The 26,206-nt window shown below is 64.9% G+C and carries 18 protein-coding genes and 3 pseudogenes; 9 read left to right on the forward strand and 12 right to left on the reverse strand.

Annotated features, from left to right (window positions below; all coding sequences use genetic code 11):
• Positions 1 to 12: 12 nt before the first annotated feature.
• The 4 genes and pseudogenes from FOM02_RS23840 (at position 13) to FOM02_RS23855 (ending at position 4,980) form a co-directional block, all read left to right on the forward strand.
• Positions 13 to 2,592 carry an ATP-binding protein gene (locus tag FOM02_RS23840; protein WP_027558552.1) on the forward strand — a complete coding sequence of 860 codons (2,580 nt, stop codon included), beginning with the start codon at positions 13 to 15 and terminating at the stop codon, positions 2,590 to 2,592.
• Positions 2,589 to 2,978, forward strand: a complete 390-nt coding sequence (locus tag FOM02_RS23845; RefSeq protein WP_027558553.1) for a response regulator — start codon at positions 2,589 to 2,591, stop codon at positions 2,976 to 2,978. Before FOM02_RS23840 ends, FOM02_RS23845 begins: the two co-directional genes overlap by 4 nt.
• Complete coding sequence (locus tag FOM02_RS23850; RefSeq protein WP_027558554.1) at positions 2,975 to 4,225, forward strand: adenylate/guanylate cyclase domain-containing protein; 1,251 nt, start codon at positions 2,975 to 2,977, stop codon at positions 4,223 to 4,225. Before FOM02_RS23845 ends, FOM02_RS23850 begins: the two co-directional genes overlap by 4 nt.
• Before the next feature lie 9 nt (positions 4,226 to 4,234).
• Positions 4,235 to 4,980: pseudogene (locus FOM02_RS23855) on the forward strand (hypothetical protein).
• 47 nt (positions 4,981 to 5,027) lie between these two features.
• Here the strand turns inward: FOM02_RS23855 and FOM02_RS23860 are convergent.
• The 12 genes and pseudogenes from FOM02_RS23860 to FOM02_RS23915 all read right to left on the reverse strand — a co-directional run bounded on the left by FOM02_RS23860 (position 5,028) and on the right by FOM02_RS23915 (position 18,770).
• Complete coding sequence (locus FOM02_RS23860) at positions 5,028 to 5,915, reverse strand: ABC transporter permease (protein WP_027558556.1); 888 nt, start codon at positions 5,913 to 5,915, stop codon at positions 5,028 to 5,030.
• Between the two features lie 3 nt (positions 5,916 to 5,918).
• A complete protein-coding gene (locus tag FOM02_RS23865) occupies positions 5,919 to 6,860 on the reverse strand; it encodes an ABC transporter permease (RefSeq protein ID WP_027558557.1) in 942 nt (313 codons plus the stop codon).
• A gap of 31 nt (positions 6,861 to 6,891) precedes the next feature.
• Entirely contained in the window at positions 6,892 to 8,415 is a 1,524-nt protein-coding gene (locus FOM02_RS23870) for an ABC transporter substrate-binding protein (RefSeq protein WP_265440053.1), read from the reverse strand.
• A 23-nt stretch (positions 8,416 to 8,438) separates the two neighbouring features.
• Positions 8,439 to 9,541: pseudogene (locus tag FOM02_RS23875) on the reverse strand (ABC transporter ATP-binding protein).
• On the reverse strand, positions 9,538 to 10,527 hold the full coding sequence (locus FOM02_RS23880) for an ABC transporter ATP-binding protein (protein WP_027558560.1): 990 nt from the start codon (positions 10,525 to 10,527) through the stop codon (positions 9,538 to 9,540). Before FOM02_RS23880 ends, FOM02_RS23875 begins: the two are co-directional and overlap by 4 nt.
• A complete protein-coding gene (locus tag FOM02_RS23885; protein WP_027558561.1) occupies positions 10,524 to 11,234 on the reverse strand; it encodes a DUF1028 domain-containing protein in 711 nt (236 codons plus the stop codon). The genes FOM02_RS23880 and FOM02_RS23885 overlap by 4 nt, the downstream gene beginning before the upstream one ends.
• Before the next feature lie 9 nt (positions 11,235 to 11,243).
• Complete coding sequence (locus FOM02_RS23890) at positions 11,244 to 13,049, reverse strand: gamma-glutamyltransferase family protein (protein ID WP_027558562.1); 1,806 nt, start codon at positions 13,047 to 13,049, stop codon at positions 11,244 to 11,246.
• An 82-nt stretch (positions 13,050 to 13,131) separates the two neighbouring features.
• Positions 13,132 to 14,121, reverse strand: coding sequence for an ABC transporter ATP-binding protein (locus FOM02_RS23895; protein WP_027558563.1), 990 nt, complete (start codon positions 14,119 to 14,121; stop codon positions 13,132 to 13,134).
• Positions 14,118 to 15,104, reverse strand: a complete 987-nt coding sequence (locus FOM02_RS23900; RefSeq protein ID WP_027558564.1) for an ABC transporter ATP-binding protein — start codon at positions 15,102 to 15,104, stop codon at positions 14,118 to 14,120. The genes FOM02_RS23895 and FOM02_RS23900 overlap by 4 nt, the downstream gene beginning before the upstream one ends.
• A gap of 13 nt (positions 15,105 to 15,117) precedes the next feature.
• Positions 15,118 to 16,083, reverse strand: coding sequence for an ABC transporter permease (locus tag FOM02_RS23905; RefSeq protein ID WP_027558565.1), 966 nt, complete (start codon positions 16,081 to 16,083; stop codon positions 15,118 to 15,120).
• A gap of 2 nt (positions 16,084 to 16,085) precedes the next feature.
• Positions 16,086 to 17,066, reverse strand: coding sequence for an ABC transporter permease (locus FOM02_RS23910; RefSeq protein WP_027558566.1), 981 nt, complete (start codon positions 17,064 to 17,066; stop codon positions 16,086 to 16,088).
• A 102-nt stretch (positions 17,067 to 17,168) separates the two neighbouring features.
• Positions 17,169 to 18,770 carry an ABC transporter substrate-binding protein gene (locus tag FOM02_RS23915; RefSeq protein ID WP_027558567.1) on the reverse strand — a complete coding sequence of 534 codons (1,602 nt, stop codon included), beginning with the start codon at positions 18,768 to 18,770 and terminating at the stop codon, positions 17,169 to 17,171.
• 389 nt (positions 18,771 to 19,159) lie between these two features.
• Here FOM02_RS23915 and FOM02_RS23920 point away from each other — a divergent pair, with 389 nt between their 5' ends.
• The 5 genes and pseudogenes from FOM02_RS23920 (at position 19,160) to FOM02_RS23940 (ending at position 26,201) form a co-directional block, all read left to right on the forward strand.
• The gene (locus FOM02_RS23920) at positions 19,160 to 19,417 is read left to right on the forward strand and encodes a DUF6489 family protein (RefSeq protein ID WP_027558568.1); all 258 of its coding nucleotides are present in this window, start codon (positions 19,160 to 19,162) and stop codon (positions 19,415 to 19,417) included.
• Positions 19,417 to 20,218 (forward strand): annotated as a pseudogene (locus FOM02_RS23925) (esterase/lipase family protein). The gene FOM02_RS23920 and the pseudogene FOM02_RS23925 overlap by 1 nt, the downstream one beginning before the upstream one ends.
• Before the next feature lie 47 nt (positions 20,219 to 20,265).
• The gene (locus tag FOM02_RS23930; protein ID WP_027558570.1) at positions 20,266 to 21,816 is read left to right on the forward strand and encodes a WS/DGAT/MGAT family O-acyltransferase; all 1,551 of its coding nucleotides are present in this window, start codon (positions 20,266 to 20,268) and stop codon (positions 21,814 to 21,816) included.
• A 22-nt stretch (positions 21,817 to 21,838) separates the two neighbouring features.
• Positions 21,839 to 22,834 carry an alpha/beta fold hydrolase gene (locus FOM02_RS23935; protein WP_027558571.1) on the forward strand — a complete coding sequence of 332 codons (996 nt, stop codon included), beginning with the start codon at positions 21,839 to 21,841 and terminating at the stop codon, positions 22,832 to 22,834.
• Between the two features lie 130 nt (positions 22,835 to 22,964).
• Positions 22,965 to 26,201, forward strand: a complete 3,237-nt coding sequence (locus tag FOM02_RS23940) for a bifunctional cytochrome P450/NADPH--P450 reductase (protein WP_027558572.1) — start codon at positions 22,965 to 22,967, stop codon at positions 26,199 to 26,201.
• Positions 26,202 to 26,206: the final 5 nt, after the last annotated feature.

The raw sequence follows: 26,206 nt of genomic DNA on the forward strand, positions 1-26,206 counted from the left end.
ATTCGGCGGGATATGACCCTTTCCCTCCATCCCGACACCCCGCAAGCCAGGACGCTGCCGAGCGCGGCCGCGGACGGCGTTGTGCCCCGCGAGGCGGCGGGGCGGGGGATCAGGACCCGGCTGTTCACCAAATATGTCGCACTGTTCGTGGCCGTCGTCGCCATTGCGCTGCTGGCCAACGGCCTGTTCGAGGTCTTCTTCTATTATCGCGAGCACAAGGCCTCGCTGATCCGGGTCCAGCATGAGCAGGCCGAGGCGGCCGCGGCCAAGATCGGCCAGTTCGTCAAGGAGATCGAGAGCCAGCTCGGCTGGACCACGCAACTGCCCTGGTCGGCAAGCTCGGTCGAACAGCGCCGGTTCGATGCGCTGCGGCTGCTGCGCCAGGTGCCCGCGATCACCGAGCTCGCCCAGGTGGACGCGACCGGCCGGGAGCGGCTGCGCGTGTCGCGGCTCGCGATGGATGCGATCGACAGCGGGATCGATCTGTCCGATGACCCCAAGTTCACCGAGGCGGTCGCCCACAAGGTCTTTTACGGACCGGTCTACTTTCGGCGGGACTCCGAGCCCTACATGACGCTGGCGCAGGCCGGGTCGCGCAAGGACGCCGGCGTCAGCATCGCGGAAGTCAATCTCAAGCTGATCTGGGACGTCGTGTCCCAGATCAAGGTCGGCCAGCACGGGCACGCCTACGTCGTCGGCCCGGAGGGCCGGCTGATCGCGCATCCCGATATCAGCCTGGTGCTGCGCAACACCGACATGTCGAACCTCGCGCAGGTGCGCGCCGCACTGGCCGGCGGCGACACCATGGGCGCGCTTGCCGAAGCGCGCAACATCCAGGGACAGAGGGTGCTGACCGCATCGGCCCCGATCGAGCCGATGCATTGGACCATGTTCGTCGAGTTGCCGGTCGAGGAGGCGTATTCGGCGCTCTATGCTGCGCTGGAGCGGCTTGCGATCGTGCTGCTCGTCGCCTCGATCTTTGCGGTGCTTGCCGGGATTTTCCTCGCGCGCCGCATGGTTGGGCCGATCCAGGCGCTGCGCGTCGGCGCCGAGCGCATCGGCGGCGGCGATTTCGCCCAGCGCATCTCGATCAAGACCGGCGATGAGCTCGAGGGCCTTGCGGACCAGTTCAACCACATGGGCGAGCGGTTGCAGGAGTCGTATGCCGACCTCGAGCACAAGGTCGAGCAGCGGACTGCCGAATTGCGGGAAGCATTACAGCAGCAGACCGCAACCGCCGATGTGCTGAAGGTGATCAGCCGCTCGACGTTCGATTTGCAAACCGTGCTGGATACGCTGGTCGCATCGGCGGCCCGCTTGTGCGACGCGGACGAAGGAACGATCTTCCGGCCCCGCGACGGCGTGTTTTATCTGGCGGCGAGCTGCGGCCTTGACGCGGAGCAGGAGACCAAGCTTCGGACCTTTGCTTCCGTACCTGAGCGGGGAAGTGTCGTCGGGCGTACCTTACTCGATGGCAAGACAGTTCATGTTCCGGACGTGCAGGCGGACCCGGAATATGCACCTTCGTCCGCGCGAAGACGCTCCAACGTTCGCACGATGCTGGGTGTTCCTCTGCTTCGGGAGGGGGCGCCCATCGGCGTGTTCGTCCTGACCCGGCATGTCGTGCGGCCCTTCAGCGAGAAGCAGATCGAGCTCGCCACGACGTTTGCAGACCAGGCCCTCATTGCGATCGAGAATGTCCGATTGTTCGAGGAAGTGCAGGAGCGCACCAGAGAGCTGTCGCGGTCGCTCGACGATCTGCGCGCCGCCCAGGACCGCCTGATCCAGACCGAGAAGCTTGCATCGCTCGGCCAGCTCACCGCCGGCATCGCGCACGAGATCAAGAACCCGCTCAATTTCGTCAATAATTTCTCGTCGGTGTCGACCGAGTTGATCGACGAGCTCAACGAGACCCTGCAAGCCGTATCGCTCGATGCCAAGACGAAGGAGGACATCGACGAGCTGACCGGAATGCTCAAGAGCAATCTGGAAAAGGTGGTTCAGCACGGCAAGCGCGCCGATTCCATCGTCCGGAACATGCTGCTGCATTCGCGCGAAGGCTCTGGCGAGCATCGCCCCAGCGACATCAACGCGATCGTGGAGGAGAGCCTCAATCTCGCCTATCACGGCGCGCGCGCCGAAAAGCCGGCCTTCAACGTCACGCTGAAGCGTGACTTCGATCCCGCCGCCGGCATGATCGATGTCTATCCGCAGGAGATCACCCGCGTCCTGCTCAATCTGATCTCGAACGGCTTCTATGCGTCCGCCAAGCGCAAGGAGAGCGCGGAAGGCAGTTTCGAGCCCACCTTAAGCGCCGCCACGAAAAATCTCGGCGGCGGGGTCGAGATCCGGATACGGGACAACGGCACCGGAATTCCGAAAGAAGTGAAGGAGAAGATGTTCAATCCCTTCTTCACCACCAAGCCGGTCGGCGAGGGCACCGGGCTCGGCCTGTCCATGAGCCATGATATCGTCGTGAAACAGCACGGCGGCACGATCGACGTGAACACCGAACCCGGTGTATTCACCGAATTCATCATCACCCTGCCGCGCATGATGGCGGCAGGCGGCACTTCCGGAGGCAAGAGTTGAACGTTTACATCCTGGTCGTCGATGACGAGCCCGACGTCGAGGCGCTGTTCCGGCAGCAGTTCCGGCGCGACCTGCGCGCCGGCCGTTTCCAGATGGAATTTGCGCCGTCCGCGCCCGATGCACTGAAGCTTGCCGCCGAGGTGCGCGACCCCTCGCTGATCCTGATCCTGTCGGACATCAACATGCCCGGCATGAGCGGGCTCGACATGCTGCCCAAGGTGCGCGCCGAGCATCCGGACGTTCCCGTCATCATGATCACGGCCTATGGCGATGCCGAGACGCGTCGCAAGGCCATCGAGCGCGGTGCCGTCGGGCTTTTGACCAAGCCGATCGACTTTGCGCTGCTGCGCCAGGAGATCGACACAAGGCTCGAGCGGGCGGCATGACTGCGACCATCCTCTTCGTCGACGACGAGCCGGATCTCGAGGCGCTGGTCCTGCAGAAATTCCGCAGGCAGATCCGCGACGGGATGCTCGCCATCATGTTTGCCCGCGACGGCCTGGAGGCGCTGCAATCGCTCGAGCAGAACCCGCAGGTCGACATGGTGGTCTCCGACATCAACATGCCGCGCATGGACGGGCTATCGCTGCTACAAAAGCTCCAGGAGGCCGAGGACAAGAAGTCGACCATCATCGTCTCGGCCTATGGCGACATGAGCAACATCCGCACCGCGATGAACCGCGGTGCGTTCGACTTCCTCACCAAGCCGATCGACTTCGCGGACCTCGAAGCCACGATCGACAAGACTATCCGCCACATCGAGATGCTGCGCGAGGTGCGCCGCCGCCAGATGGTGGCGGAGCGGGCCCACGCCGCGCTGTCGCGCCATTTCTCGCCGGAGCTTGCCAAGCGCCTGGCGGCAAGCGGCGAGGGCGAGGGGATCGAGGTGCAGTGGCGCGAGGTCGCCACCATCTTCACCGACATCACCGGCTTCACCTCGCTGGTCGAGAGCGCGCCGCCCGAGACGCTCGGCGAGCTCCTCAACGAATATGTCGGCGGAATGACCGAGGTCGTCTTCGCGCATGAGGGGACGGTCGCGAAGATCATCGGCGATGCGCTCCAGGTGCTGTTCAATGCGCCCGGCGATCAGCCCGACTATGCGACGCGCGCGGTCGCCTGCGCCCATGATCTCGATGCCTGGGCGCAGGATTTTTGCGTGCGTCAGAGCGCCAAGGGCGTGAACTTCGGCGCCACCCGCATCGGCATTCACGCAGGTCCAGCCCTGGTCGGCAATTTCGGCGGCAACCGCTTCTTCGACTACACCGCCTATGGCGACTCCATCAACATCGCGGCGCGGCTGGAAGCCGCCAACAAGCATTTGGGCACGCGCATCTGCGTCAGTGCCAGCGTCGCCAGAGCGGCGGAGAATTTCCAGGGCCGCCCCGTGGGCGAATTGATGCTGCGCGGACGCAGCGAGCCGTTGCGCGCGTTCGAGCCGCTGCCACAGGCCAAATTCGAGGCGCCGGAGACGGCGCTCTATTCCGAAGCGTTCGCCAAGATGGAGGCCGGCGACGTCGCCGCCATGCCGGCCTTTGCCGCGCTGGTGGGGATGCACGCCGAGGATCCGCTGGCCAGCTTTCACCTGAAGCGCCTGCTCAACGGCGCCAAGGGCATCCGCATGCAACTGGACTAGGAGTTCGACATGGTCAGTGACTTCTCTGCCGGCAATTATCGTTTCATCCCGTCCGTGTTCCAGTATTCGGCCGGCGCGGCCGCAGACGATGGCTACGAGATCGAGCGCGTCCGGTTCGACCGCCTGGTGCCGCTCGCGCAAGGGTTTGCACTGGCCGCAAAGTATATTCAGGAGACGGGCCGGCCACTGACGGCCTTCTGCGCCTGCGAGCTGCGCTCACCCGCCGCCTTCAGCGAGGAAGGCTTTCGCGCGTTCAATCTGCATTACGTGAAGACGCTGTCGGAATGGGGCATCTTCGACGGCACCACCAATCCGGTGGCACGCAGCAATGTCTGTCCCGAGATCGATCCGCCGTCCGAACCGTCGTTTTATGCGTTCTCCTTCACGCGTCCGACGACATCGAAGACGCCGTCCTTCGTGATCGCCGGCGCGCCGAGGCGCGCGAGGGCAGCGGCACCTATGTCGAGCGCACCGTGCGCTACCGCGATCTCAGCCCGGAGGGCCTTCGCGAGAAGGTGCGCTTCACCACGACGTCGCAGATGGAGAACCGGATGACGGCGTTCGGCTTCGGCTGGGAGGACACGACCGGCGTGCAGGCCTATTCCGTGCACGACTTCCACCACGCGCTGGTGGACGAGCTGGTTCGCCGCGGTGCGCTGCGCTCCGGCCTGACCTGGCATTTTGCTCGCCCGCCGGTGGTCGATCTCGAATACGAGATGGATTGCCGCAGGGTGTTGCGGGAAACTGTTATTTAAAGCTCCTCAACACCGCTCTCGGAGCGCTCGTCGGGTCTCATCGGGCCTTAGCGCTGCCTCGGGTCGAGCGCATCGCGCAGGCCGTCGCCGAGCAGGTTCAGCGACAGAACCACGAGGAAGATCGCTAAGCCCGGCCAGATCGCCATCCACGGTGCCTGGGTCAGGAAGCGCTGCGCCGCATTGAGCATGCTGCCCCAGGACGGCGCCGGTGGCTGCTGGCCGAGGCCGAGGAAGGATAGCGCGGCTTCGGCGATGATGGCGGCGGCGATCGAGAGCGTGGCCTGCACCAGCAGCGCCGGCAGGATGTTCGGCAGGATGTGCGAGAACGCGATCCGCCACGGCGGGTTGCCGAGCGCGCGGGCGGCCTCGACATAGTCCTCGGCCTTGACGCTCAGGACCTGCCCACGCGTCAGGCGGATGAAGATCGGCGTCGCCGAGATGCCGATCGCGATCATGGCGTTGCCGAGGCTCGGCCCGAGGAACGCGGCGAGCGCGATTGCCAGGATCAGAAATGGGCAGGCCAGCATCGCATCGGTGATCCGGCTGATCAGCGCGTCGACAAATCCGCCGCGATAGCCGGCGAGCAGGCCGAGCGGCACGCCGATCCCGAGCGCGATCGCAACCGAGATCAGACCCGCCATCAGGGATGCCCGCGCGCCGTAGACGACGCGGCTGAGGATATCGCGGCCGAGCTCGTCGGTGCCGAACCAGTGCGCCGCCGTCGGCGGCTTGCGCACCAGGCTCCAGCTCGTCGCGATGGGATCATAGGGCACGACCAGCGGCGCGAGGGCCGCAAGCAGGATGAACGCAATGATCACGACAAGGCCGAACACGGCGGCCTTGCGCTTGAACAGGCGGCGCCGCGCGCGGCGGGCCGGGCTGTCGAGCTCGTAGGCTTGCGTGGCGGGACTGGCTGAAAGCGCGGCGTCGGTCATGGCCTAGCCCCTCAATCGTGGATTGACGAGGACATAGGCGATGTCGGCGACGAGGTTGAGCGTGATATAGACCGTGGCCGTCACCAGCACGACGCCCTGCACCACGGCGTAGTCGCGGTTGAACACGGCATCCACGATCAGCTTGCCGAAGCCGGGAATGGAGAAGATCTGCTCGGTCAGCACGGCGCCTGAGAGCAGCGTGCCGAGCTCGAGCGCGCCGAGCGTGATGATCGGTGTGAGCGCATTGCGCATCGCGTGCTTGAGGATCACGGAACGCTCCGACAATCCCTTCGCACGCGCGGTGCGGACGTAGTCGCTCTCGAGCACCTGGAGCATCGCGCTGCGGGTATGCCGCATCAGGATCGCGGAGATCGCGTTGCCGAGCACGAAGGCCGGCATGATGGTGGCGGCGAGACTGGCGCGCCAGTTCTCGGTGAGCGGCACATAGCCCGAGGCCGGCAGCCAGCCGAGCTTGATCGAGAACAGGAAGATGAGGAGAATTCCGAGCCAGAAGTTCGGCGTCGAGATGCCCCACAGCGCGAACAGGTTGGCGCCGTAGTCCCAGGCCGTGCCCTTCTTCACCGCCGAGACGATGCCGGCGGGAATGCCGATGCAGAACGCGATGACGATCGCCATCGAGCCGAGCTGGAGCGTCACCGGCAGTTTCTGCGCGATCAGCTCGCGCACCGGCATCTTGTTGCGCAAGGACTCGCCAAAATTGCCCGTCAGCACCCCCTTGAGCCAGTAGACGTATTGCACGGGGATCGGCTGATCGAGCTTATATTGCTGGCGGATCTGCTCGATGACGGCCGGATCGCGTTCCTCGCCGGCCATGACCAGAGCGGGATCGCCCGGCAGCAATTGCTGAAGCGAGAAGATCAGAACCGACACGAAGAACAGTGTCGGTACGATCTGCGCAAGACGGCGGGCGAGGAAGTTCAGCATGATGCCGATCGCTTCGTCTGCGATGTCGTCGTCACTTGAACTTCAGCCCGACGACGCGGACCAGCCCGTCCGGCATCTGCCGGTAGCCATCGAGCTTCTTGGTATGCGCGATCAGGAGCGTGCGGTGGTAGATGTAGATGATCGGGAGGTCCTCAAGCAGGATTTTCGTCAGCTTCTGGTAGATCGCCTTGCGCTCCTCGACGTTGGACGTCGCTCGCCCATCCTCCATCAGTTTGTCTGCCTCGGGGTTCGAGTACACGCCGTCGTTCTGCGGCGCCTTGCTGCGCATGAAGATGTAGGAATTGCCGTCGGGGTCGATGCGGCCGCTCCAGTTGATCTGGAACACCTGGAACTCGCCGGCCTGGGCCTGCTTGAAAGTCGTCGCGAACTCGACCGCGCGAATCTTGATGTCGAAGCCCGCTTCCGCGGCCATCGACTGCACGACCTGGGCGACGGCCTCGTTCTCTGCGCCCTTGGGGATCATGTAGTCCACCGTCACCGGCGTGGTGACGCCGGCTTCCTTCAACAGTGCCTTCGCCTTCGCGATGTCGCGACCGTGAACCGGGAATGCCTTCTGGTAATAGGGATGCGTCGGGCTGACCCATTGATTGCCGGGTGTGAACTCGCCGTTGAAGACGACCTGATTGAGTGCTTCGCGGTCGATCGACAGATCAAGCGCCTGCCGGACTTTTGCCGATTGGCTCAGCGGTCCCTTGTTCTTCTCGTTGCCGATGTTGACGGTCAGGCCGAGATAGCCGAGCTCCGGCGCGGTCGACAGCACGAGGCGGGAATCGGCGCGCACGTCCTTGATGTCGGTGGCGAGCACGCGCTCGATCAGGTCGAGTCCGCCGGATTTCAGATTGGCGAGGCGGACGGTGGCATCGACGATCGGCAGGAACACGACGCGGTCGATGTGGATGTTGTCCTTGTTCCAGTAGTCGGCGAACTTTTCGAATACCATGCGGTCCTGCTGGACGCGTTCGACGAATTTGTAGGGGCCGGCGCAGACCGGATGCAGGCCGAACTTGTCGCCGGCTTCCTTCGCAGCTTTCGGCGAGACTATCATACCGGAACGGTCCGTGAGCTGGGCGATCAGCGGCGAGTAAGGGGTCTTGAGCACCAGCTTGATGGTGAGGGGATCGACGACCTCGACATGATCCACGCTTGCGAGCTCGGATTTCCGGAACGAGCCGGGCAATGTCATGTGACGCTCGAGCGAGAATTTGGCGGCCTCGGCGTCGAGGGGCTCGCCGTCATGGAATTTGACGCCCGGCCGCAGCTTGACCGTCATCTCCTTGCCGTCGGCCGAGGTCTCGTAGGACAGCGCGAGTTGCGGCACGATGTTGAGCTTCTCGTCGATGTCGAACAGCTTGTCGCAGAAGGCGGAGAAGACGATGCGCCCGACATAGGTGCGGCCGATGCTGGGATCGAGGATGTCGGGGTCCTCGGCGATGCCGATGCGGAGCGTGGTCTGAGCTTGAACTTGGGTTTGGGCCGCGCCCACGAGCGACGTCAGCAGGGCCGACGCCAGGATTGCCAAACGCATGAAACTCATCGCTCTCAACCTCTGTTTTGCGACTATGCGGGATCGGTCCCCAATGGACTAACCCCGCTTGCGCGCGCTGCTTCCGGGCCGCCGCTGAAGGCGCGACCAATTTTTCAAGGACCGGCGAGAAGCCGCCGTCCATCGGGACGATCGCGGCGGAGGACGGCAGTTCCGACGTTCGGTGGCAGGCCGTTGCATGTCCGGTGCCATCCGCTGCCAGCTGAGGCATTTCGCTGCGGCAGCGGTCGATCACGTAGGGACAGCGGGTATGGAAGCGGCATCCGGCGGGCGGATTGAGGGCGCTCGGGATCTCGCCCTGGAGCACAATCCGGCTGCTCTTTGCCCGTGGTTTAGGCACGGGGATCGCGGACAACAGCGCCCGGCTATAGGGATGGTGCGGCGCGGCGAACAGTGCGTCCGCATCGGCCTCCTCGACGATCTGGCCCAGATTCATCACCGCGACGCGGTCGGCGATGTGCTTGACCACCGCGAGATCGTGCGAGACGAAAATATAGGCGAGGCCGAGCCGGTCCTGGAGCTCACGCAACAGGTTCAGGATCTGCGAACGGATCGAGACGTCGAGCGCAGAGACCGGCTCGTCGCAGATGATCAGTTTTGGCTCGACCGCGAGCGCGCGGGCAATAGCGATGCGCTGGCGCTGGCCGCCGGAGAATTCGTGCGGGTAGCGCCGCTCGAGCCGTGGCTCGAGGCCGACCAGGCGCAAGATCTCTGCGACTCGCTCGCGTCGCTGCGCCGGGGGCACCAGATCGTGCAGCGCCAGCGGCTCGGTCAGGATCTGGCCGACCGTCATGCGCGGATTGAGCGAGGCGTAGGGATCCTGGAAGATGATCTGCGCCTCGCGGCGGAATTTGCGCAGCGCGTCGGCGTCGAGCGTGAGCAGATCGCGGCCGTCGAACCGCACAGTGCCCGCATCCGGCTCGATCAGCCGCAGCACCAGGCGGCTGACAGTGGATTTGCCGCAGCCGGATTCGCCAACCAGCGCCAGCGTCTTGCCGGCTTCGAGAGAGAAGGAAACACCGTCGACCGCCTTGACGTGAGCCAGCGCCCGGCCGAACAGCGAACGCTGGGCGACGAAATGCTTGACCAGGCCTTTGACCTCGAGCAGCGCCATCATGACACCAAGAGTTCGAGCGGCGCGCGGATGCAGCGCGAGAGGTGGCCGGGGCTGACTTCGACCAGCGGTGGCGGCGCCTTGGTGCAGGCCTCCAGCACGAACGGGCAGCGCGCGGCGAAGCGGCAGCCCATGGGCGGCTGCGCCATGTTCGGCACCATCCCCTCGATCGTCGCAAGCTGCTCGGCGCGGTGATCGAGCCGCGGGATCGAGCCGAGCAGGCCGACGGTGTAGGGATGCTGCGGCGTGGAGAACAGCTCATCCACCGGCGCGCGCTCGACGATCTCGCCGGCATACATCACCGCGACCTCGTCACAGACCTCGGCGACCACGCCGAGATCGTGGGTGATCAGGATGATCGCGGCGCCGCTCGCCGCTTTCAACTCGCGCATCAGCTCCAAAATCTGAGCCTGCAAGGTGACGTCGAGCGCCGTGGTCGGCTCGTCCGCGATCAGGAGCTGCGGGTCGCAGGCCAGCGCCATCGCGATCATCACGCGTTGACGCATGCCGCCGGAGAGCTTGTGCGGATATTCGTCGATCCGCCGTTCCGGCGAGGGGATGTGGACGCGGCGCAAGAGCTCGATCGCCCGCTCGCGCGCGCTTTTCCGCGAGCCGCCGCGGTGACGCAGGATCGTCTCGATGATTTGGTCACCGATCGTAAAGCTCGGATTGAGCGAGGTCATCGGCTCCTGGAAGATCATCGCGAGCCGGTTGCCGCGCAAGTCGCGCAGGGTCTGATCGGATGTATGCAGCAGGTCGAAACCGTCGAAGCGGATCGCGCCTGATATCTCGGCGCTTTGCTTCGGCAGCAGGCCCATGATCGCCAGCGACGTCACGCTCTTGCCGCAGCCGGATTCGCCGACGAGGCCAAGCGTGGCGCCATTGGCGACGCTGAGGTCGACACTGTCGACCGCGTGGGTGATGCGGCCGTCGTCGCCGTGGAAGCGGATGCGCAGGTCCCTGATTTCGATGAGGGGGCTCGCGCTCATGACGTCCTTGCACGCGCGGCTGCGATGCTGGCGTCGATGACGCTGCGATCGGTGTTGCCGGCCGGGTTCTGCCGCGTCGGCATGGACGGGCGGAAGTGGACCCAGAGCTCCTGGCTGACGCGCTCGAGCCGTTCGAGCTCGCCGAGCGGATCGGGATGATCGTCGGCGCGGATGTCTAACGCCGGCCACTCCTCCTCGTCGTGGATCAAGAGCGCAGCCGACTGCTTGCCGCGCTTGTCGCCGCCGGCGGCCTCGCCCGCGCGCATCGCGGCGAGCAGGCGGCGCGGGAAGGGCAGGCTGTCATTGGCGATATAGGTCTTCGCGGTCTCGTCGAGCACGTCGGCGCCGGCCAGCATGTTGCCGGCAATGGAAAAGCCGCTGCCGGCGATGTGGCCGCACCAGTCGATGCAATCGCGGCCCGTATGCGCGGCGATCTCGCCGCTCGCATCCATGATATGGATCTGACGGCTCTCGCGGCCGTCATCGGTCGCGAGCAGCGTGGCGAGCACGTCGTGGGCGTTGAGGCCCTCGCGCAGCAGCTTGACGCCGTCAATGCCGTAATAGGGATTGACGAAGGCCTGCGTCGCGATGGCGCCGAGGCCGGCAGCGATATAGGGCACGCGCGCGCCGACGGCGAAGAAGCGGGTCGCAACCGCGATGCCGAACTGGCCGGTGGCAGGGTCTCGCGCGATGATCGACCAGGTCATGTGCTGCCTTCAGCGTCCCGCGGCGTAGCCCTGCATGCCGCGCGGATTGGCGGCGGCGCGCCGGCGCACGCCGACGCGTGAAGCCGCGGTGAGGCGGCCTTCCGACCAGTCGGGCCCGACCTCGACGATATGCCCGCGCTCGCGCAGGTTCTCGATCGTCGCCTTCGGCACCCGGTTCTCGACCACGAGCACACCGGGGCGTGCGGTGCGCGGCCAGAACGAGATCGGAAAATGCTCGGAATGCCAGGCCGGCGCGTCGATGGCCTCCTGGAGATTGAGGTTGCAGTGAACGTGGCGCAGGAAGAACTGCGTGATCCATTGGTCCTGCTGGTCGCCGCCCGGCGAGCCCCAGGCCAGATATGGCTCGCCGTCGCGCAGCGCCATGGTCGGCGAGAGCGTGGTGCGGGGCCGTTTGCCCGGGGCGAGCGCTGCGGGATGGTCTTTCTCCAGCCAGAACATCTGGGCGCGGCTGCCCAGGCAAAAGCCGAGCTCCGGAATGATCGGCGAGGACTGCAGCCAGCCGCCGGATGGTGTCGAGGACACCATGTTGCCGGCCTTGTCGATGATGTCGAAATGCACGGTGTCGCCGCGCACCTCGCCGAAGCGGCCGACAGTCGGCTCGCCGGCGCCAAGCGCGCCGACAGCCTCGCGCTGGCCTTCCGCGCGGCGCAGCTTGACCACGCCGCCAAAGCCCTCGACCGAACCAGGAATGAAATCGAGCGAGGCCTTGTCGGTCACGAGCTTGCGGCGCTCGTCGTTGTAGGCATCCGACAGCAGCGTTGCGATCGGGATCTCCGTGAACTTGGGATCGCCGTAGAACTTCTCGCGATCCGCGAAGGCGAGCTTTGCGCATTCGATCTGGAGATGGATGAACTCAGGCCCGGTCGGATCAAGCCCGTCGAGCGCAAAGCCCTTCAGCAGCGCGAGCTGCTGCAATGTCACCGGGCCCTGGCTCCAGACGCCCGCCTTGCAGACGGTGTAGCGGCCATAATCGTAGGTGAGCGGCGCCTCGACCGTCGGCTGCCAGCGCGCCATGTCATCGGCCGAGAGCACGCCGCGATGCGGCGAGCCGCTGACGTCCATCACTTCTTGCGTCCGACAGAACTTGTCGATGGCTTCGGCAACGAAGCCCTGTGACCAGGCCTTTCGCGCGCGCTCGATCTCGGCATCGCGGCCACCGCCGCCGCTCTCGGCCTCGTTCAAGATCCGGGTGTAGGTCGCAGCCAGCGTCTTGTTGGTGAAGAGCGTACCGGGCTTCGGCACCTCGCCATTTGGCAAATAGACCGCGGCCGAGGTCGGCCAGTGCTTGCGGAACAATTGCTCGACCGTCTGGATTGTGGCGCAGGCACGCTCGACCAGCGGATAGCCGTCGCGGGCATAGGAGATCGCGGGCTCCAGCACGTCGCGCACACGCATCGTGCCGTAGTCGCGCAAGAGCATCATCCAGGATTCGAACGTGCCGGGCACGCAGGCGGCGAGCAGGCCGGTGCCGGGCACCATGTCGAGGCCTTCGCTCTTGTAGTGCGCGATGGTGGCGCGGGCCGGCGCCGGGCCCTGGCCGCAGATCACCTCGGTGCGGCCGCGCTTCACGTCATGCACGATGATAGGGACATCGCCGCCGGGGCCGTTCAGATGCGGTTCGACGACCTGGAGCGTGAAGGCGGTGGCGACACCGGCGTCGAAGGCGTTGCCGCCCTTTTCCAGAATGCCCATGCCGACCGCCGTTGCGATCCAGTGCGTCGAGGCGACGACCCCGAACGTGCCCTCGATCTCGGGGCGCGTCGTGAACGGATCGGGATTGATGTTGCTGGCCATGGGCTACCTCATTTGCGGCGTGCGCAATTGATCACAGCCGATGCTGGGATGCCAAATGCGCAGGCCGCATGGCACGCGCGCGTCACGCTGGGACCGGTGCGGTGTTCACCGCGTGGCAGGCGACACCGTCGATCAGTTCCGGCGTTTCCTTGCGGCAGAGATCGAACGCCAGCGGACAGCGCGGATTGAAGGCGCACCCGGACGGCGGATTGATCGGGTTCGGGATCTCGCCCTTCACCGGAATGCGCTGGCGGCCGCTCATGGCGAGATCAGGCACCGCGCCCAGCAGCATCTTGGTGTAGGGCATGCGCGGCCGGGAAAACAGCTCGCGTCCCTCCGCGATCTCGACGATGCGGCCGAGATACATCACGCCGACGCGGCTCGCCATGTGGCGGACCACGGCGAGGTTGTGGCTGATGAACATGTAGGTCAGGCCGAACTTGTCCTGGAGGTCGCGCATCAGGTTCAGGATCTGGGCCTGCACGGAGACGTCGAGCGCCGAGGTCGGCTCGTCGCAGACGATGAACTCGGCGTCGGAGGCGAGCGCCCGCGCGATCGCGATACGCTGGCGCTGGCCGCCGGAGAATTCGTGCGGAAACTTCAGCCGGTCGTCGGGATGCAGACCGACGAGGCTGAGCAGCTCGCCGACGCGGGCCTGGATGTCGCGCTCGCCCTGGATCAGGTCGAAGGCGCGGATCGGCTCGGAAATGATGGCATCGACGCGGAAGCGCGGGTTCAAGCTGGCATAGGGGTCCTGAAAAATCATCTGGATCCGGCGGCGCAGTTTTCGACGCGCGGGCGCCTGCCGCGGATCGGTCATGGAGACGCCGTCGATCAAGACGTCGCCGGAGCTCGGCGGCAGCAGGCCGACCACCATTCGTGCCACCGTGGTCTTGCCCGAGCCGGACTCGCCGACCAGCGCAAAGGTCTCGCCTTTCCTGATGTCGAAGGTGACGCCGTCGACCGCCTTGAGATATTCAAGATGCCCGCCTTCGAGCACGCGGTTGAGCCAGGGCTTCGAGACGTCGAAGACGCGGCGCAGGTTTGTGGCCTGGACGAAAGAAGCGCTCATGCCGCGCTCTCCGCCGGCACGGTGTCATAGAGGTGGCAGGCGACCGATTGCCCGCCGCGCGGCAACGGCTCGGGGCGCTCGACCCGGCAGCGATCGAAAGCGAAGGCGCAGCGCGGATTGAACGAGCAGCCGCGCGGGATCGCCGACAGGCGTGGCATCGAGCCCGGGATCTGCACGAGGCGCTTGTCGTCGCCGGCAAGCGTCGGGATCGCGCCCATCAGGCCCTTGGCGTAGGGATGCAGCGGATTCCTGACGACGTCCTGGACCGGGCCGATCTCGGCGACGCGCCCGGCATACATCACGGCGACGCGGTCGGAGGTTTCCGCGATCACGCCCATGTCGTGCGTCACCAGCATCACGGCGGTGCCGTGGTCGCGGCCGAGCCGCTTGATCAGCGAGATGATCTGCGCCTGCACGGAGACGTCGAGCGCGGTGGTCGGCTCGTCCGCGATGATCAGCTCCGGCTCGGCGCAGATCGCGAGCGCAATGACGACGCGCTGGCGCATGCCGCCGGAGAATTCGTGGGGGTAGCCGTCGATGCGCTTCTCCGGTGCGGGGATGCCGACCTCGGCAAGCAGATCGATGGCGCGACCGCGGGCGGCCGATTCGGACAGATTGAGGTGGGTCCTGATCGTCTCCACGATCTGGTCGCCGACCTTGTACAGTGGATTGAGCGAGGTGAGGGGATCCTGGAAGATCATGCCGATGCGCTTGCCCCTGATACGGCGCATCTCCTCGGGCGGCAGGTTGTCGATCCGCATTCCAGCCAAACGAATCTCGCCGCCGGCGATGCGCCCGGGCGGATCGATCAGGCCGATCACGGACAAGCCGGTGACGGATTTTCCGGCGCCGGATTCGCCGACCACCCCCAGCACCTCGCCTTTGGCGATGTCGAAGGAGACGCCGTCGATGGCGCGCAGCGTGCCGCGGCGGGAAGCGAATTCCACGTGAAGGTCGCGTACGGAGAGAATGGGTTCGGTCATGGGCAACGCATACTCATCGCAGTTTCGGGTTGAGCGCGTCGCGCAGCCAGTCGCCCAGCAGGTTGATGGACAGGATGAGTGCAGCGAGCGCGAGGCCCGGGAATGCGACGATCCACCATTCGCCCGCGAACAGATAGTTGTTGCCGATGCGGATCAGCGTGCCGAGCGAGGGCATGGTCTCGGGCATGCCCGAGCCGAGGAAAGACAGTGTCGCCTCGGTGATGATGGCGAGGGCGAGGTTGATGGTGGCGATCACGAGGATCGGGCCCATCGTGTTCGGCAGCACATGGCGCAGCATGATCACGGGCGCCGGCAGGCCAATCAGCTGCGCGGCGGCAACATAGTCCTTGTTCTTCTCGACCATCACTGAGCCGCGCACGGTGCGAGCATATTGTACCCAGAAGCTCAGGCCGATCGCGAACACCAGGACGCCGAGCATGCTCATCTCGTCGAGCTTGTTGCCGAGCACGGATTTGGCGATGCCATTGATCAGGAGCGCGATCAGGATCGCCGGAAACGAGAGCTGCACGTCGGCGATCCGCATGATCAGACCGTCGACGGCGCCGCCGAAATAGCCGGCCGTGAGCCCAAGCAGGATGCCGAGCGCGCCCGAGAAGACCACGCCGAGCACACCGACCAGAAGCGAGATCCGCATGCCGTAGAGAATCGCGGACAGCACGTCGCGGCCCTGTTCGTCGGTGCCGAGCAGGAATGGGCTTTGGCCATCCGCGGTCCATAGCGGCGAGATGCGCGAATTCATCAGTTGGAGTTGCGCCGGGTCGAACGGGTTCTGCACCGACAGCAGCGAAGCGAAGATCGCGAGCAGGAAGAACAGTACCGTCACCGCGGCCGCGACCATGGTGATCTTGGAGCGGCGGAACGAGTAGAACAGATCGCTGTCGAGGGCGCGTTTGAACCAGCCCGGCGCGGCGTGGGCGCCGCGGCCTTCGACTTTGTGCGGAACGACGGCGTCACTCATCTCTAATGTGCCCGGCTGACCGTCGAGCGCAGCCGCGGATCGACGATGGTGTAGAGGATATCAACCACGAGATTGATGGTGACGAAGATCAGGGACACCATCATCAGATAGGCCGCCATGATCGGGATATCGACGTTCTGAACGGCCTGCACGAACAGGAGGCCCATGCCTGGCCACTGAAACACGGTTTCGGTGATGATCGCGAATGCAATTACCGAGCCAAATTGCAGGCCGGCGACGGTAATCACGGGAACCAGGGTGTTGCGCAGGGCGTGACCGAAATGGATCGCGCGGGTGGTTAGGCCACGGGCGCGGGCGAAGCGGATGTAGTCGGTCCGCATGACCTCCAGCATCTCGGCGCGAACGAGGCGCATGATCAGCGTCATCTGGAACAGGCCGAGCGTGATCGCAGGCATGATCAACGCCTTCAATCCCGACAGCGTCAGCAGGCCCGTGGTCCACCAGCCGATACGCACGACCTCGCCGCGGCCGAAGGACGGCAGCCAGCCGAGCGTCACCGAGAACAGGTAGATCAGGAGGATGCCGATCAGGAAGGTCGGCAGCGAGATGCCGATCAGCGAAACGGCCTGGAAGACGTGCGCGAGCCAGCTGTCGCGGCGCAGCGCGGAATAGACGCCCATCAGGATGCCGCTGACCATGGCGAAGATGGTGGCAACGATGGCCAGCTCGAGCGTCGCCGGCATCCGCTCAACCAGCAGATTGGTGACGGGCAGTCGGAACTGGTAGGACACGCCGAACTTGAATTGCGCGGCATTGCCGATATAGCGGCCGAACTGCACGAGTACGGGATCGTCGAGCCCGAGCGACTTGCGGATCGCGGCGCGTTCGGCGCCGGAGGTATCCATCCCGACCATCTGGTTCACGGGATCGCCGGCGAAGCGGAACATCGAGAACGCGATGATACCGACGGCGAGCATGACGCCGATGGCCTGGATTGCCCGGCGCAGTGTGAAAGCGAGCATCTGTTCCTTTCACATCTCTTCAGTGGCACGCATCATCGCGTTAGCCCTAAACAACAAGTCCCGGAAGCCAGCGCTTCCGGGACTTCACAACTTCTCAACAACCTACTCGTCCTGTTTGGTCGCCCAATAGAGCAGGACCTGGTTGTCGGCGCGCTGGGTCAGTTTCACCTTCTTCGACACGCCCCAGGCGAGCGCCTGCTGGTGCAGCGGAACGTAGGCGTAGTCCTTGATTGCAAGCTCGTAGGCCTGCTTGATCAACAGATCGCGCTTGGCCACATCCGCCTCGAGGAGAACCTTGTCGGCGAGCTCGTCGAACTGCTTGTTGCAGTATCCGCCGAGATTGGCTTCGCCGCGGTTGGGATCCTTGGGATCTTCGCGGCAGCCCATGATGTCGTGCATCACGTTGTGGGAGTCCAGCGTATCGGGAGTCCAGCCCAACATGAACAGCGAGGTCTTGTAGCCGCCGGGCTTCAGCACCTTGGCGAAGTATTGCGCCTTGGGCTGCGCCAGCAGGTTCACCTTGATGTTGATACGGGCGAGCATGCCGACGATGGCCTGGCAGATCGCGGCGTCGTTGACGTAGCGATCGTTCGGGCAGTCCATCGTCACCTCGAAGCCGTCGGCATAGCCGGCTTCCGCGAGGAGCTTCTTGGCGGCTTCGGGATCGGGCTTCGGCCGGGTGAAGTCCTTCGACAGCGGATAAAGCTCCGGTGCGATCATCAACGCGGACGGCGTCGAGAGGCCGCGCATGACGCGGTTCTTGATCAGGTCGACGTCGATCGTCTTGTAGACGGCTTCACGGACGCGGATGTCCTTGAACGGGTTCTTGCCCTTGATGTTCGAGTACAGCAGTTCGTCGCGGGACTGATCCATGCCGACGAAGATGGTGCGCAGTTCAGGGCCCGTCAGCACGGTGGCGTTCGGGCTCGAATTGACGCGCTGGATGTCCTGGACCGGAACCGGTTCGATCACGTCCACCTCGCCCGACAGCAGGGCCGCGACGCGCGTGGCCTCCGAAGCGATCGGCGTGAAGATGATCTCCTTCAGATTATGTTCCGGCTTGCGCCACCAGTTCGGATTGGCCTTGAAGACGGTCTTCACGCCCGGCTGATGGCTCTCGATCATGAAGGGGCCGGTGCCGTTTTCATGGAGCGAAGCATAGCTCGGGGTCGTGGCGGCGGCTGGCGTCGGTGCCACCGCATCGTTCGCCTCTGCCCATTTCTTGTCCATGATGTACCAGGTCGCCCACAGCGCCGTCAGGATGGGATTGGGCGCGGTGAGGATGAAATCGACGGTGTAATCGTCGATCTTGACGACCTTGGCGTCGGCCGGAATTCGGCTCAGCAGGTTCGAGCCTTTGGCCCGCACGCGCTCGGCCGAGAACACCACGTCATCCGCGGTGAAGGGGTCGCCATTGTGGAATTTCACGCCCTTGCGCAGATGAAAGCGCCAGCGGGTCGGCTCCGGCGTCTCCCAGCTTTCGGCGAGCGCCGGGATGATCTTCAGGTCCTTGTCGCGTGTAACGAGACCCTCGTACACATGGCCGAGATGCGCATGAGTGGTTGACTCGTTCAGCGTGTAGGGGTCGAGCGACTTGAGCTCACCCTGGTTGGCATAGCGCAGCGTCTGGCTCGACGCCGGCGAGACCGCCAACGCAAGCGCACCGGCGAGCGTCGCCGCAAACAGACTTCGTCCGACTGACATTCTTGACCCTCTCCACTCGCCCGCGCCGGTGATTTTTGATTGTTCGGCGGGGCTGACTTATCCATGTTGCCCAGAGTTCTCGACCCGTGCAAGCGGCATTCCAGCAAGGAACGCGCCAAGTTGCACCGCTGTGCAGCAATGCTGACCGGTAATTTTGGGGCGAACGGGCAGCGGACGATATTCGACTTTGGACCCGTGACGTCCCGGGAAGACCGGTCGGTAACGCCCATGCCGGCGCCCGGCGAGCGCCCTTGTGGCGAAGCGATCTGATTGACCATACCTGCCGATTGCGCAGGCCCGCGCCCGGCCGCCCGTCTCAGGTCGCTTGCGTTGCACACCGTGTCGCGGCGATACTCTGGCAGGCCGCTCGAATCTGATCCGGAGGGGACATGAAGGTTAACATCGAAATCGACTGCACCCCCCTTGAGGCCCGCCAGTTCTTCGGATTGCCCGACGTGGCGCCGATGCAAACGGCGGTGATGGACAAGCTGCAGCAGCAGGTCCTGAGCAACATCGAGAAGATCTCGCCGGAATCGCTGGTGCAGAGCTGGTTCACCTTCGATCCAAAGATCGCCGAGCGGTTTCAGGACATGTTCGTCGCGATGGCCGGCCTCGGCGGCCCGCGCAGCGGCGACAAGAAGAAATAGTGGCGCCCGGGCGGGACGCGCCGCCGGAGACGGACCGGCTTCGTCCGCCGGCACTCGGCCTGCTGCTCGCCGAAGCCCGCGGGCTGTTCGAATTGAATGCGAGCCTGTTGCTGTCGCCCGTGCTGATGCGCGCGCCCAGGGGCGACGGCCATCCGGTGCTGGCGTTGCCGAGCTTTCTCGCCAGCGATCTCTCGATGGTACCCGATGCGGCGCTATCTCAGCGAGCTCGGCTATGAGGCACATGCTTGGCGGATGGGCCGCAACCTCGGCGGTCTCGAACGGATGCGGGAGTCGCTGCGCGCCCGCCTGGCCGAGATCCATGCTGCGACGGGGCGCAAGGTCAGCCTGGTCGGATGGAGCCTCGGCGGCGTCTATGCCCGCGATCTCGCGCTCTGGGCGCCCGACAAGGTCCGCTACGTGATCACGCTCGGCAGCCCGTTTGCCAACGACGTACGCGCGACCAACGCCACGCGGCTCTACGAGGCGCTGTCCGGCGATCGGGTCGAGGATTTTGCCGAAGCGCGCGCGGCCATCGCGGGCGATCTGCCGGTGCCGGCGACGTCGATCTATTCGCGTGCCGACGGCGTCGTGAACTGGCGGACCTGCCTGCTCCGCCCCTCAGACCGCGCCGAGAACATCGAAGTCCACCTGGCGAGCCACATCGGGCTCGGGGTGAACCCCGCCGCGCTGTGGGCCGTGGCGGACCGGCTGGCGCAACCGGAGGGAGAGTTCTGGCCATTTGACCGGGCAGGGCCCTTTGCCATTGCATATGCCCCGCCGGAGCGGGCAGTATCGGCCTGACGAGAAGCGCCGGCAAAGGCGCCCGTCGAATATGAGTGGAGGGAACTATGGCTGACGGTAAGAAGCTGTCGTCGCTGGACGCGTCGTTTCTCTATCTGGAAACGCCTGAGATGCCGATGCACGTCGGCAGCATGGCGATCTTTCGCCTGCCAGACGATTACAAGGGCGACTTCTTCGAAGACTTCAAGGCGATGATCGTCTCGCGCCTGCACATCGCGCCGATCCTGAAGGCGCGGCTGGAGAAGGCCCCGCTCGACATCGACCATCCCTCCTGGGTCGAGGACGACCAGTTCGACATCGACCGCCACATCTTCCGCGCCAGCCTGCCGCAGCCGCGCGACCGCGCCACGCTCGAACGCATCGTCGGCTGGATGCACGCCAAGCTGTTGAACCGCGCCCGCCCGCTCTGGGAGTTCTACGTGTTCGAAGGCATGAAGGACAACGAGGTCGGGCTCTATTCCAAGATGCACCACGCCGCCATCGACGGCGGCGCCGGTGCGGCGCTGACCAACATGATCTACGACATTTCGCCGATCCCGCGACAGGTGGATCCGCCGACCGGCGGGTCGAAGCCCGGACAGGAGCCGCGCGACATCGCCGCGAACCTGCTCGATTCCTATCAGCAGCTGTTCAGCCAGCCACTCGATGCTTCGGCCGCGGCGAAGAACCTGCAACTGCCGCGCACCGGCAAGAGCGACATCGGCTCGATCCTGTTCGACAACGCGATGTACCAGATCGAGAGCGCGGTGCGCTTTGCCGGCAACATCCCGACCATGGTCAAGAGCGTCTCCGAGGTGCTTGGCAAGGTCTCCGATCCCAAATCGCGCGAGAGCCTCGCCAGCATGGTGTCGCCGCCGACCATGCTCAACAAGACCATCTCGTCCGAGCGGAGCTTCGCCGGCGTCTCGATCTCGCTGTCGCGGGCGAAGGCGCTGGCCAAGCAGGCCGGCGGCAAGCTCAACGACGTCGTGCTGGCGCTGGCCTCCGGCGTGGTCCGCCGCTACCTCCAGCAATATGGCACGCTGCCGGCAAAATCCTTGACGGCGGCGGTGCCGATCTCGCTGCGCGAGGAGGGCAACACCGAGGCCAACAACCAGGTGTTCGGCATGATCTGCGCGATCGCGACCAACATCGACGATCCCAAGGCGCGGCTGGAGGCGATCATCGCGCAGTCGACCAAGTCCAAGGAGATGTCGCATCCGCTGCGCGCCTTGATGCCGCAGGTCTCCAACATCTCGATGCTGGGCGCGCCGATCATGGTGCAGATCCTGGCGCTGCTGTATAGCCGCTCCAATTTGTCGGACGTGCTGCCCCCGGCGGCCAACATCACGGTGTCCAACGTGCCCGGGCCGCGGCAGACGCTGTATGCGGCGGGTGCCGAGCTGCTGCACATCTTCCCGGTGTCGATCTCGACGCACGGGCAGGCGCTCAACATCACCGTGCAGAGCTATCGCGACCAGCTCGATTTCGGCTTCATCGTCGGCGCCAACATCATCCCGCATGTGCAGGTGATGTGCGACATGCTGCCGGAGGAGTTTGCCGCGCTGGAGGCGGCCTATGCGCCGCCTGCGGCCGACGTCAAGGGCGCGGCCGAATAGCGAGTTGATCAGGAAGCGTATCATGATTGAGATGCCGCCGCTCCAGTTCGCGCAGTCGAACGGAATCCGCATGGGTTATTACGAGGCGGGTCCGGTCACGGACACCCCGCCAATCGTGCTGTGCCACGGCTGGCCCGAGCTCGCCTTCTCCTGGCGTTACCAGATCAAGGCGCTGAGCGAGGCCGGCATCCGCGTGATCGCACCCGATCAGCGCGGCTATGGCGCGACCGACCGGCCGGAGCCGGTCGAGGCTTACGATATGGAGCATTTGACCGGCGATCTCGTCGGGCTGCTCGATCATCTCGGCATCGACAAGGCGATCTTCGTCGGTCACGACTGGGGCGGCTTCGTCGTCTGGCAGATGCCGCTGCGGCATCCCACGCGCGTCGCCGGCGTCGTCGGCGTCAACACCCCGCATTGGGACCGCGCGCCGATCGATCCGATCGCGCTGTTCCGCCAGCGCTTCGGCGAGCACATGTATATCGTCCAGTTCCAGGACCCCGCGCGTGGGCCGGACAAGATCTTCGGCAGCCGCGTCGAAGAGACCTTCGACGCCTTCATGCGCAAGCCGGCCGCCCGCCCTCCGGGTGCGCCCGAGGAACAGCCGATTGCCGGCATTGGTGCTTCGCCCCGCATCAACCTGGCGTTCCCACAGATGATCGCGAATTACGACGCCAGACATGATCCGCGCACGCCGATCCTGTCGGCTGAGGAGAAGAAGGTGTTCGTCGACACCTTCACGAAAACCGGCTTCACCGGCGGCATCAACTGGTATCGCAATTTCACCCGCAATTGGGAGCGGTCGAAGGGGCTGGATCATCACATCCACGTGCCGTCGCTGATGATCATGGCCGAGAACGATGCGGTGCTGCCGCCGTCAGCGGCCGACGGCATGGAGAAGCTGATCGCCGACCTCGAGAAGTATTTGGTGAAGGACAGCGGCCATTGGACGCAGCAGGAGAAGCCGGAAGAGGTCAGTGCCAAGCTGATCGAATGGCGTACAAGGCGGTTTGGGTGATGACGCGGTCGTCGATGTGAGATTTAGACGTCGTTCCGGGATGGTCCGAAGGACCAGACCCGGAACCTCGAGATTCCGGGTTCTCGCTTCGCGAGCCCCGGAATGACGCGATCAGGGGGAAGCACTTTTCATGTCATCCAAGAACCGACTGAACCCGATTCCGCAGCCGCCGACCAAGCCGGTGGTCGGCAACATGCTGTCGCTGGATTCCGCTGCCCCCGTGCAGCACCTGACGCGGCTGGCCAAGGACCTGGGTCCGATCTTCTGGCTCGACATGATGGGCGCGCCGATCGTCGTCGTCTCCGGCCACGATCTCGTTGACGAGCTCTCCGACGAGAAGCGTTTCGACAAGACGGTGCGCGGTGCGCTGCGGCGTGTGCGCGCGGTCGGCGGCGACGGCCTGTTCACGGCCGACACCCGCGAGCCGAACTGGAGCAAGGCGCACAACATTCTGCTGCAGCCGTTCGGCAACCGCGCCATGCAGTCCTATCACCCGAGCATGGTCGATATCGCCGAGCAGCTCGTGCAGAAATGGGAGCGGCTCAACGCCGACGACGAGATCGACGTCGTCCACGACATGACCGCGCTGACGCTTGATACGATCGGCCTGTGCGGCTTCGACTACCGCTTCAACTCGTTCTACCGCCGAGACTACCATCCCTTCGTCGAGTCGCTGGTGCGCTCGCTCGAAACCATCATGATGACGCGCGGCCTGCCGTTCGAGCAGTTTTGGATGCAAAAGCGGCGCAAGACGCTCGCCGAAGACGTCGCCTTCATGAACAAGATGGTCGACGAGATCATCGCCGAGCGCCGCAAGAGCGCGGAAGGGATCGACGACAAGAAGGACATGCTCGCCGCGATGATGACCGGCGTCGATCGCTCCACCGGCGAGCAGCTCGACGACGTCAATATCCGCTACCAGATCAACACCTTCCTGATCGCGGGGCATGAGACCACCAGCGGCCTGTTGTCCTACACGCTCTATGCGCTGCTCAAGCATCCGGACATTCTCAAGAAGGCCTATGACGAGGTCGACCGCGTCTTCGGCCCTGATGTCAACGCGAAGCCGACCTATCAGCAGGTGACGCAGCTCACCTACATCACGCAGATCCTGAAGGAGGCGCTGCGGCTGTGGCCGCCGGCGCCCGCCTACGGCATCTCGCCGCTCGCGGACGAGACCATCGGCGGCGGCAAGTACAAGCTCAGGAAAGGCACCTTCATCACCATCCTGGTGACGGCGCTGCATCGCGATCCCTCTGTCTGGGGGCCGAATCCGGATGCCTTCGATCCCGAGAATTTCAGCCGCGAGGCCGAGGCGAAACGGCCAGTCAATGCCTGGAAGCCGTTCGGCAACGGTCAGCGCGCCTGCATCGGCCGTGGCTTTGCCATGCACGAGGCCGCACTCGCACTCGGCATGATCCTGCAGCGCTTCAAGCTGATCGATCACCAGCGCTACCAGATGCATCTGAAGGAAACCCTGACGATGAAGCCGGAAGGCTTCAAGATCAAGGTGCGGCCGCGGGCCGACCGCGAGCGCGGCGCCTATGGCGGGCCGATCGCGGCTGCATCCTCGGCGCCGAAGGCGCAGCGCCAGCCGACCACGCGCCCCGGCCACAACACGCCGATGCTGGTGCTGTACGGCTCCAATCTCGGCACCGCCGAGGAGCTTGCCACCCGCATGGCGGATCTTGCCGAGATCAACGGCTTTGCCGTGCATCTCGGAGCGCTGGACGACTATGTCGGCAAGCTGCCGCAGGAGGGCGGCGTGCTGATCATCTGCGCCTCGTATAACGGCGCCCCGCCTGACAACGCGACGCAGTTCGTCAAATGGCTCGGCGAGGACCTGCCGAAGGATGCCTTCGCCAATGTGCGCTACGCCGTGTTCGGCTGCGGTAACAGCGATTGGGCCGCGACCTATCAATCGGTGCCGCGCTTCATCGACGAGAAATTGTCGGGGCATGGTGCGCGCGCGGTCTATCCGCGCGGCGAGGGCGATGCGCGCAGCGACCTCGACGGCCAGTTCCAGAAATGGTTCCCGGCGGCCGCGCAGGTCGCGACCAAGGAATTCGGCATCGACTGGAATTTCACCCGCACCGCGGAAGACGATCCGCTCTATGCGATCGAGCCGGTGGCGGTGACCGCCGTCAACACCATCGTCGCTCAGGGTGGCGCGGTGGCGATGAAGGTGCTGGTCAATGGCGAGCTCCAGAACAAGGTCGGGTCCAATCCCTCGGAGCGCTCGACGCGCCATATCGAGGTGCAGCTGCCGTCCAACATCAGCTATCGCGTCGGCGATCATTTGAGTGTGGTCCCTCGCAACGATCCGACGCTGGTGGATTCAGTTGCCCGCCGCTTCGGCTTCCTGCCGGCCGACCAGATCAGGCTTCAGGTCGCAGAAGGCCGCCGCGCACAATTGCCGGTGGGCGATGCCGTATCGGTCGGCCGCCTGCTCAGCGAGTTCGTCGAGCTGCAACAGGTCGCAACGCGCAAGCAAATCCAGATCATGGCGGATCACACCCGCTGCCCCGTCACAAAGCCGAAGCTGCTGGCCTTCGTCGGCGAGGAGGCTGATACGCTAGAGCGTTACCGCACCGAGATCCTGTCCAGGCGCAAATCGGTGTTCGACCTGCTGCTGGAATATCCCGCCTGCGAATTGCCGTTCCACGTTTACCTGGAAATGCTCTCGCTGCTGGCGCCGCGCTATTACTCGATCTCGTCCTCGCCGTCAGTCGATCCGGCGCGATGCAGCGTCACCGTCGGCGTGGTCGAAGGGCCGGCGGCCTCCGGGCGCGGCGTCTACAAAGGCATCTGCTCGAACTATCTCGCCAACCGGCGCACGGGCGATACGATCTACGCCACCGTGCGCGAAACCAAGGCCGGCTTCCGTTTGCCGGATGACCCATCCGTGCCGATCATCATGATCGGCCCGGGCACGGGCCTCGCGCCGTTCCGCGGCTTTCTGCAGGAGCGCGCCGCGCGCAAGGCGAAAGGGGCCACCCTCGGCCCAGCCATGCTGTTCTTCGGCTGCCGCCATCCCGACCAGGATTTTCTCTATGCGGAGGAGCTGAAGGCGCTGGCGGCCGGCGGCATCACCGAGCTGTTCACGGCGTTCTCGCGCGCGGATGGACCGAAGACCTATGTGCAGCACGTGCTCGCCGCCCAAAAGGACAAGGTCTGGCCGCTGATCGAGCAGGGTGCGATCATCTATGTCTGCGGCGATGGCGGCAAGATGGAGCCCGACGTGAAGGCCGAGCTGGTCGCGATCCATCGCGAGAAGACCGGCAGCGATGCCGCCACTGGCGCACGCTGGATCGAGGACATGGGCACGAAGAACCGGTATGTGCTGGACGTCTGGGCGGGCGGGTGATTGTT

This window comes from Bradyrhizobium sp. SEMIA, assembly GCF_014844175.1.
Taxonomy (GTDB): Bacteria; Pseudomonadota; Alphaproteobacteria; order Rhizobiales; family Xanthobacteraceae; genus Bradyrhizobium; species Bradyrhizobium arachidis.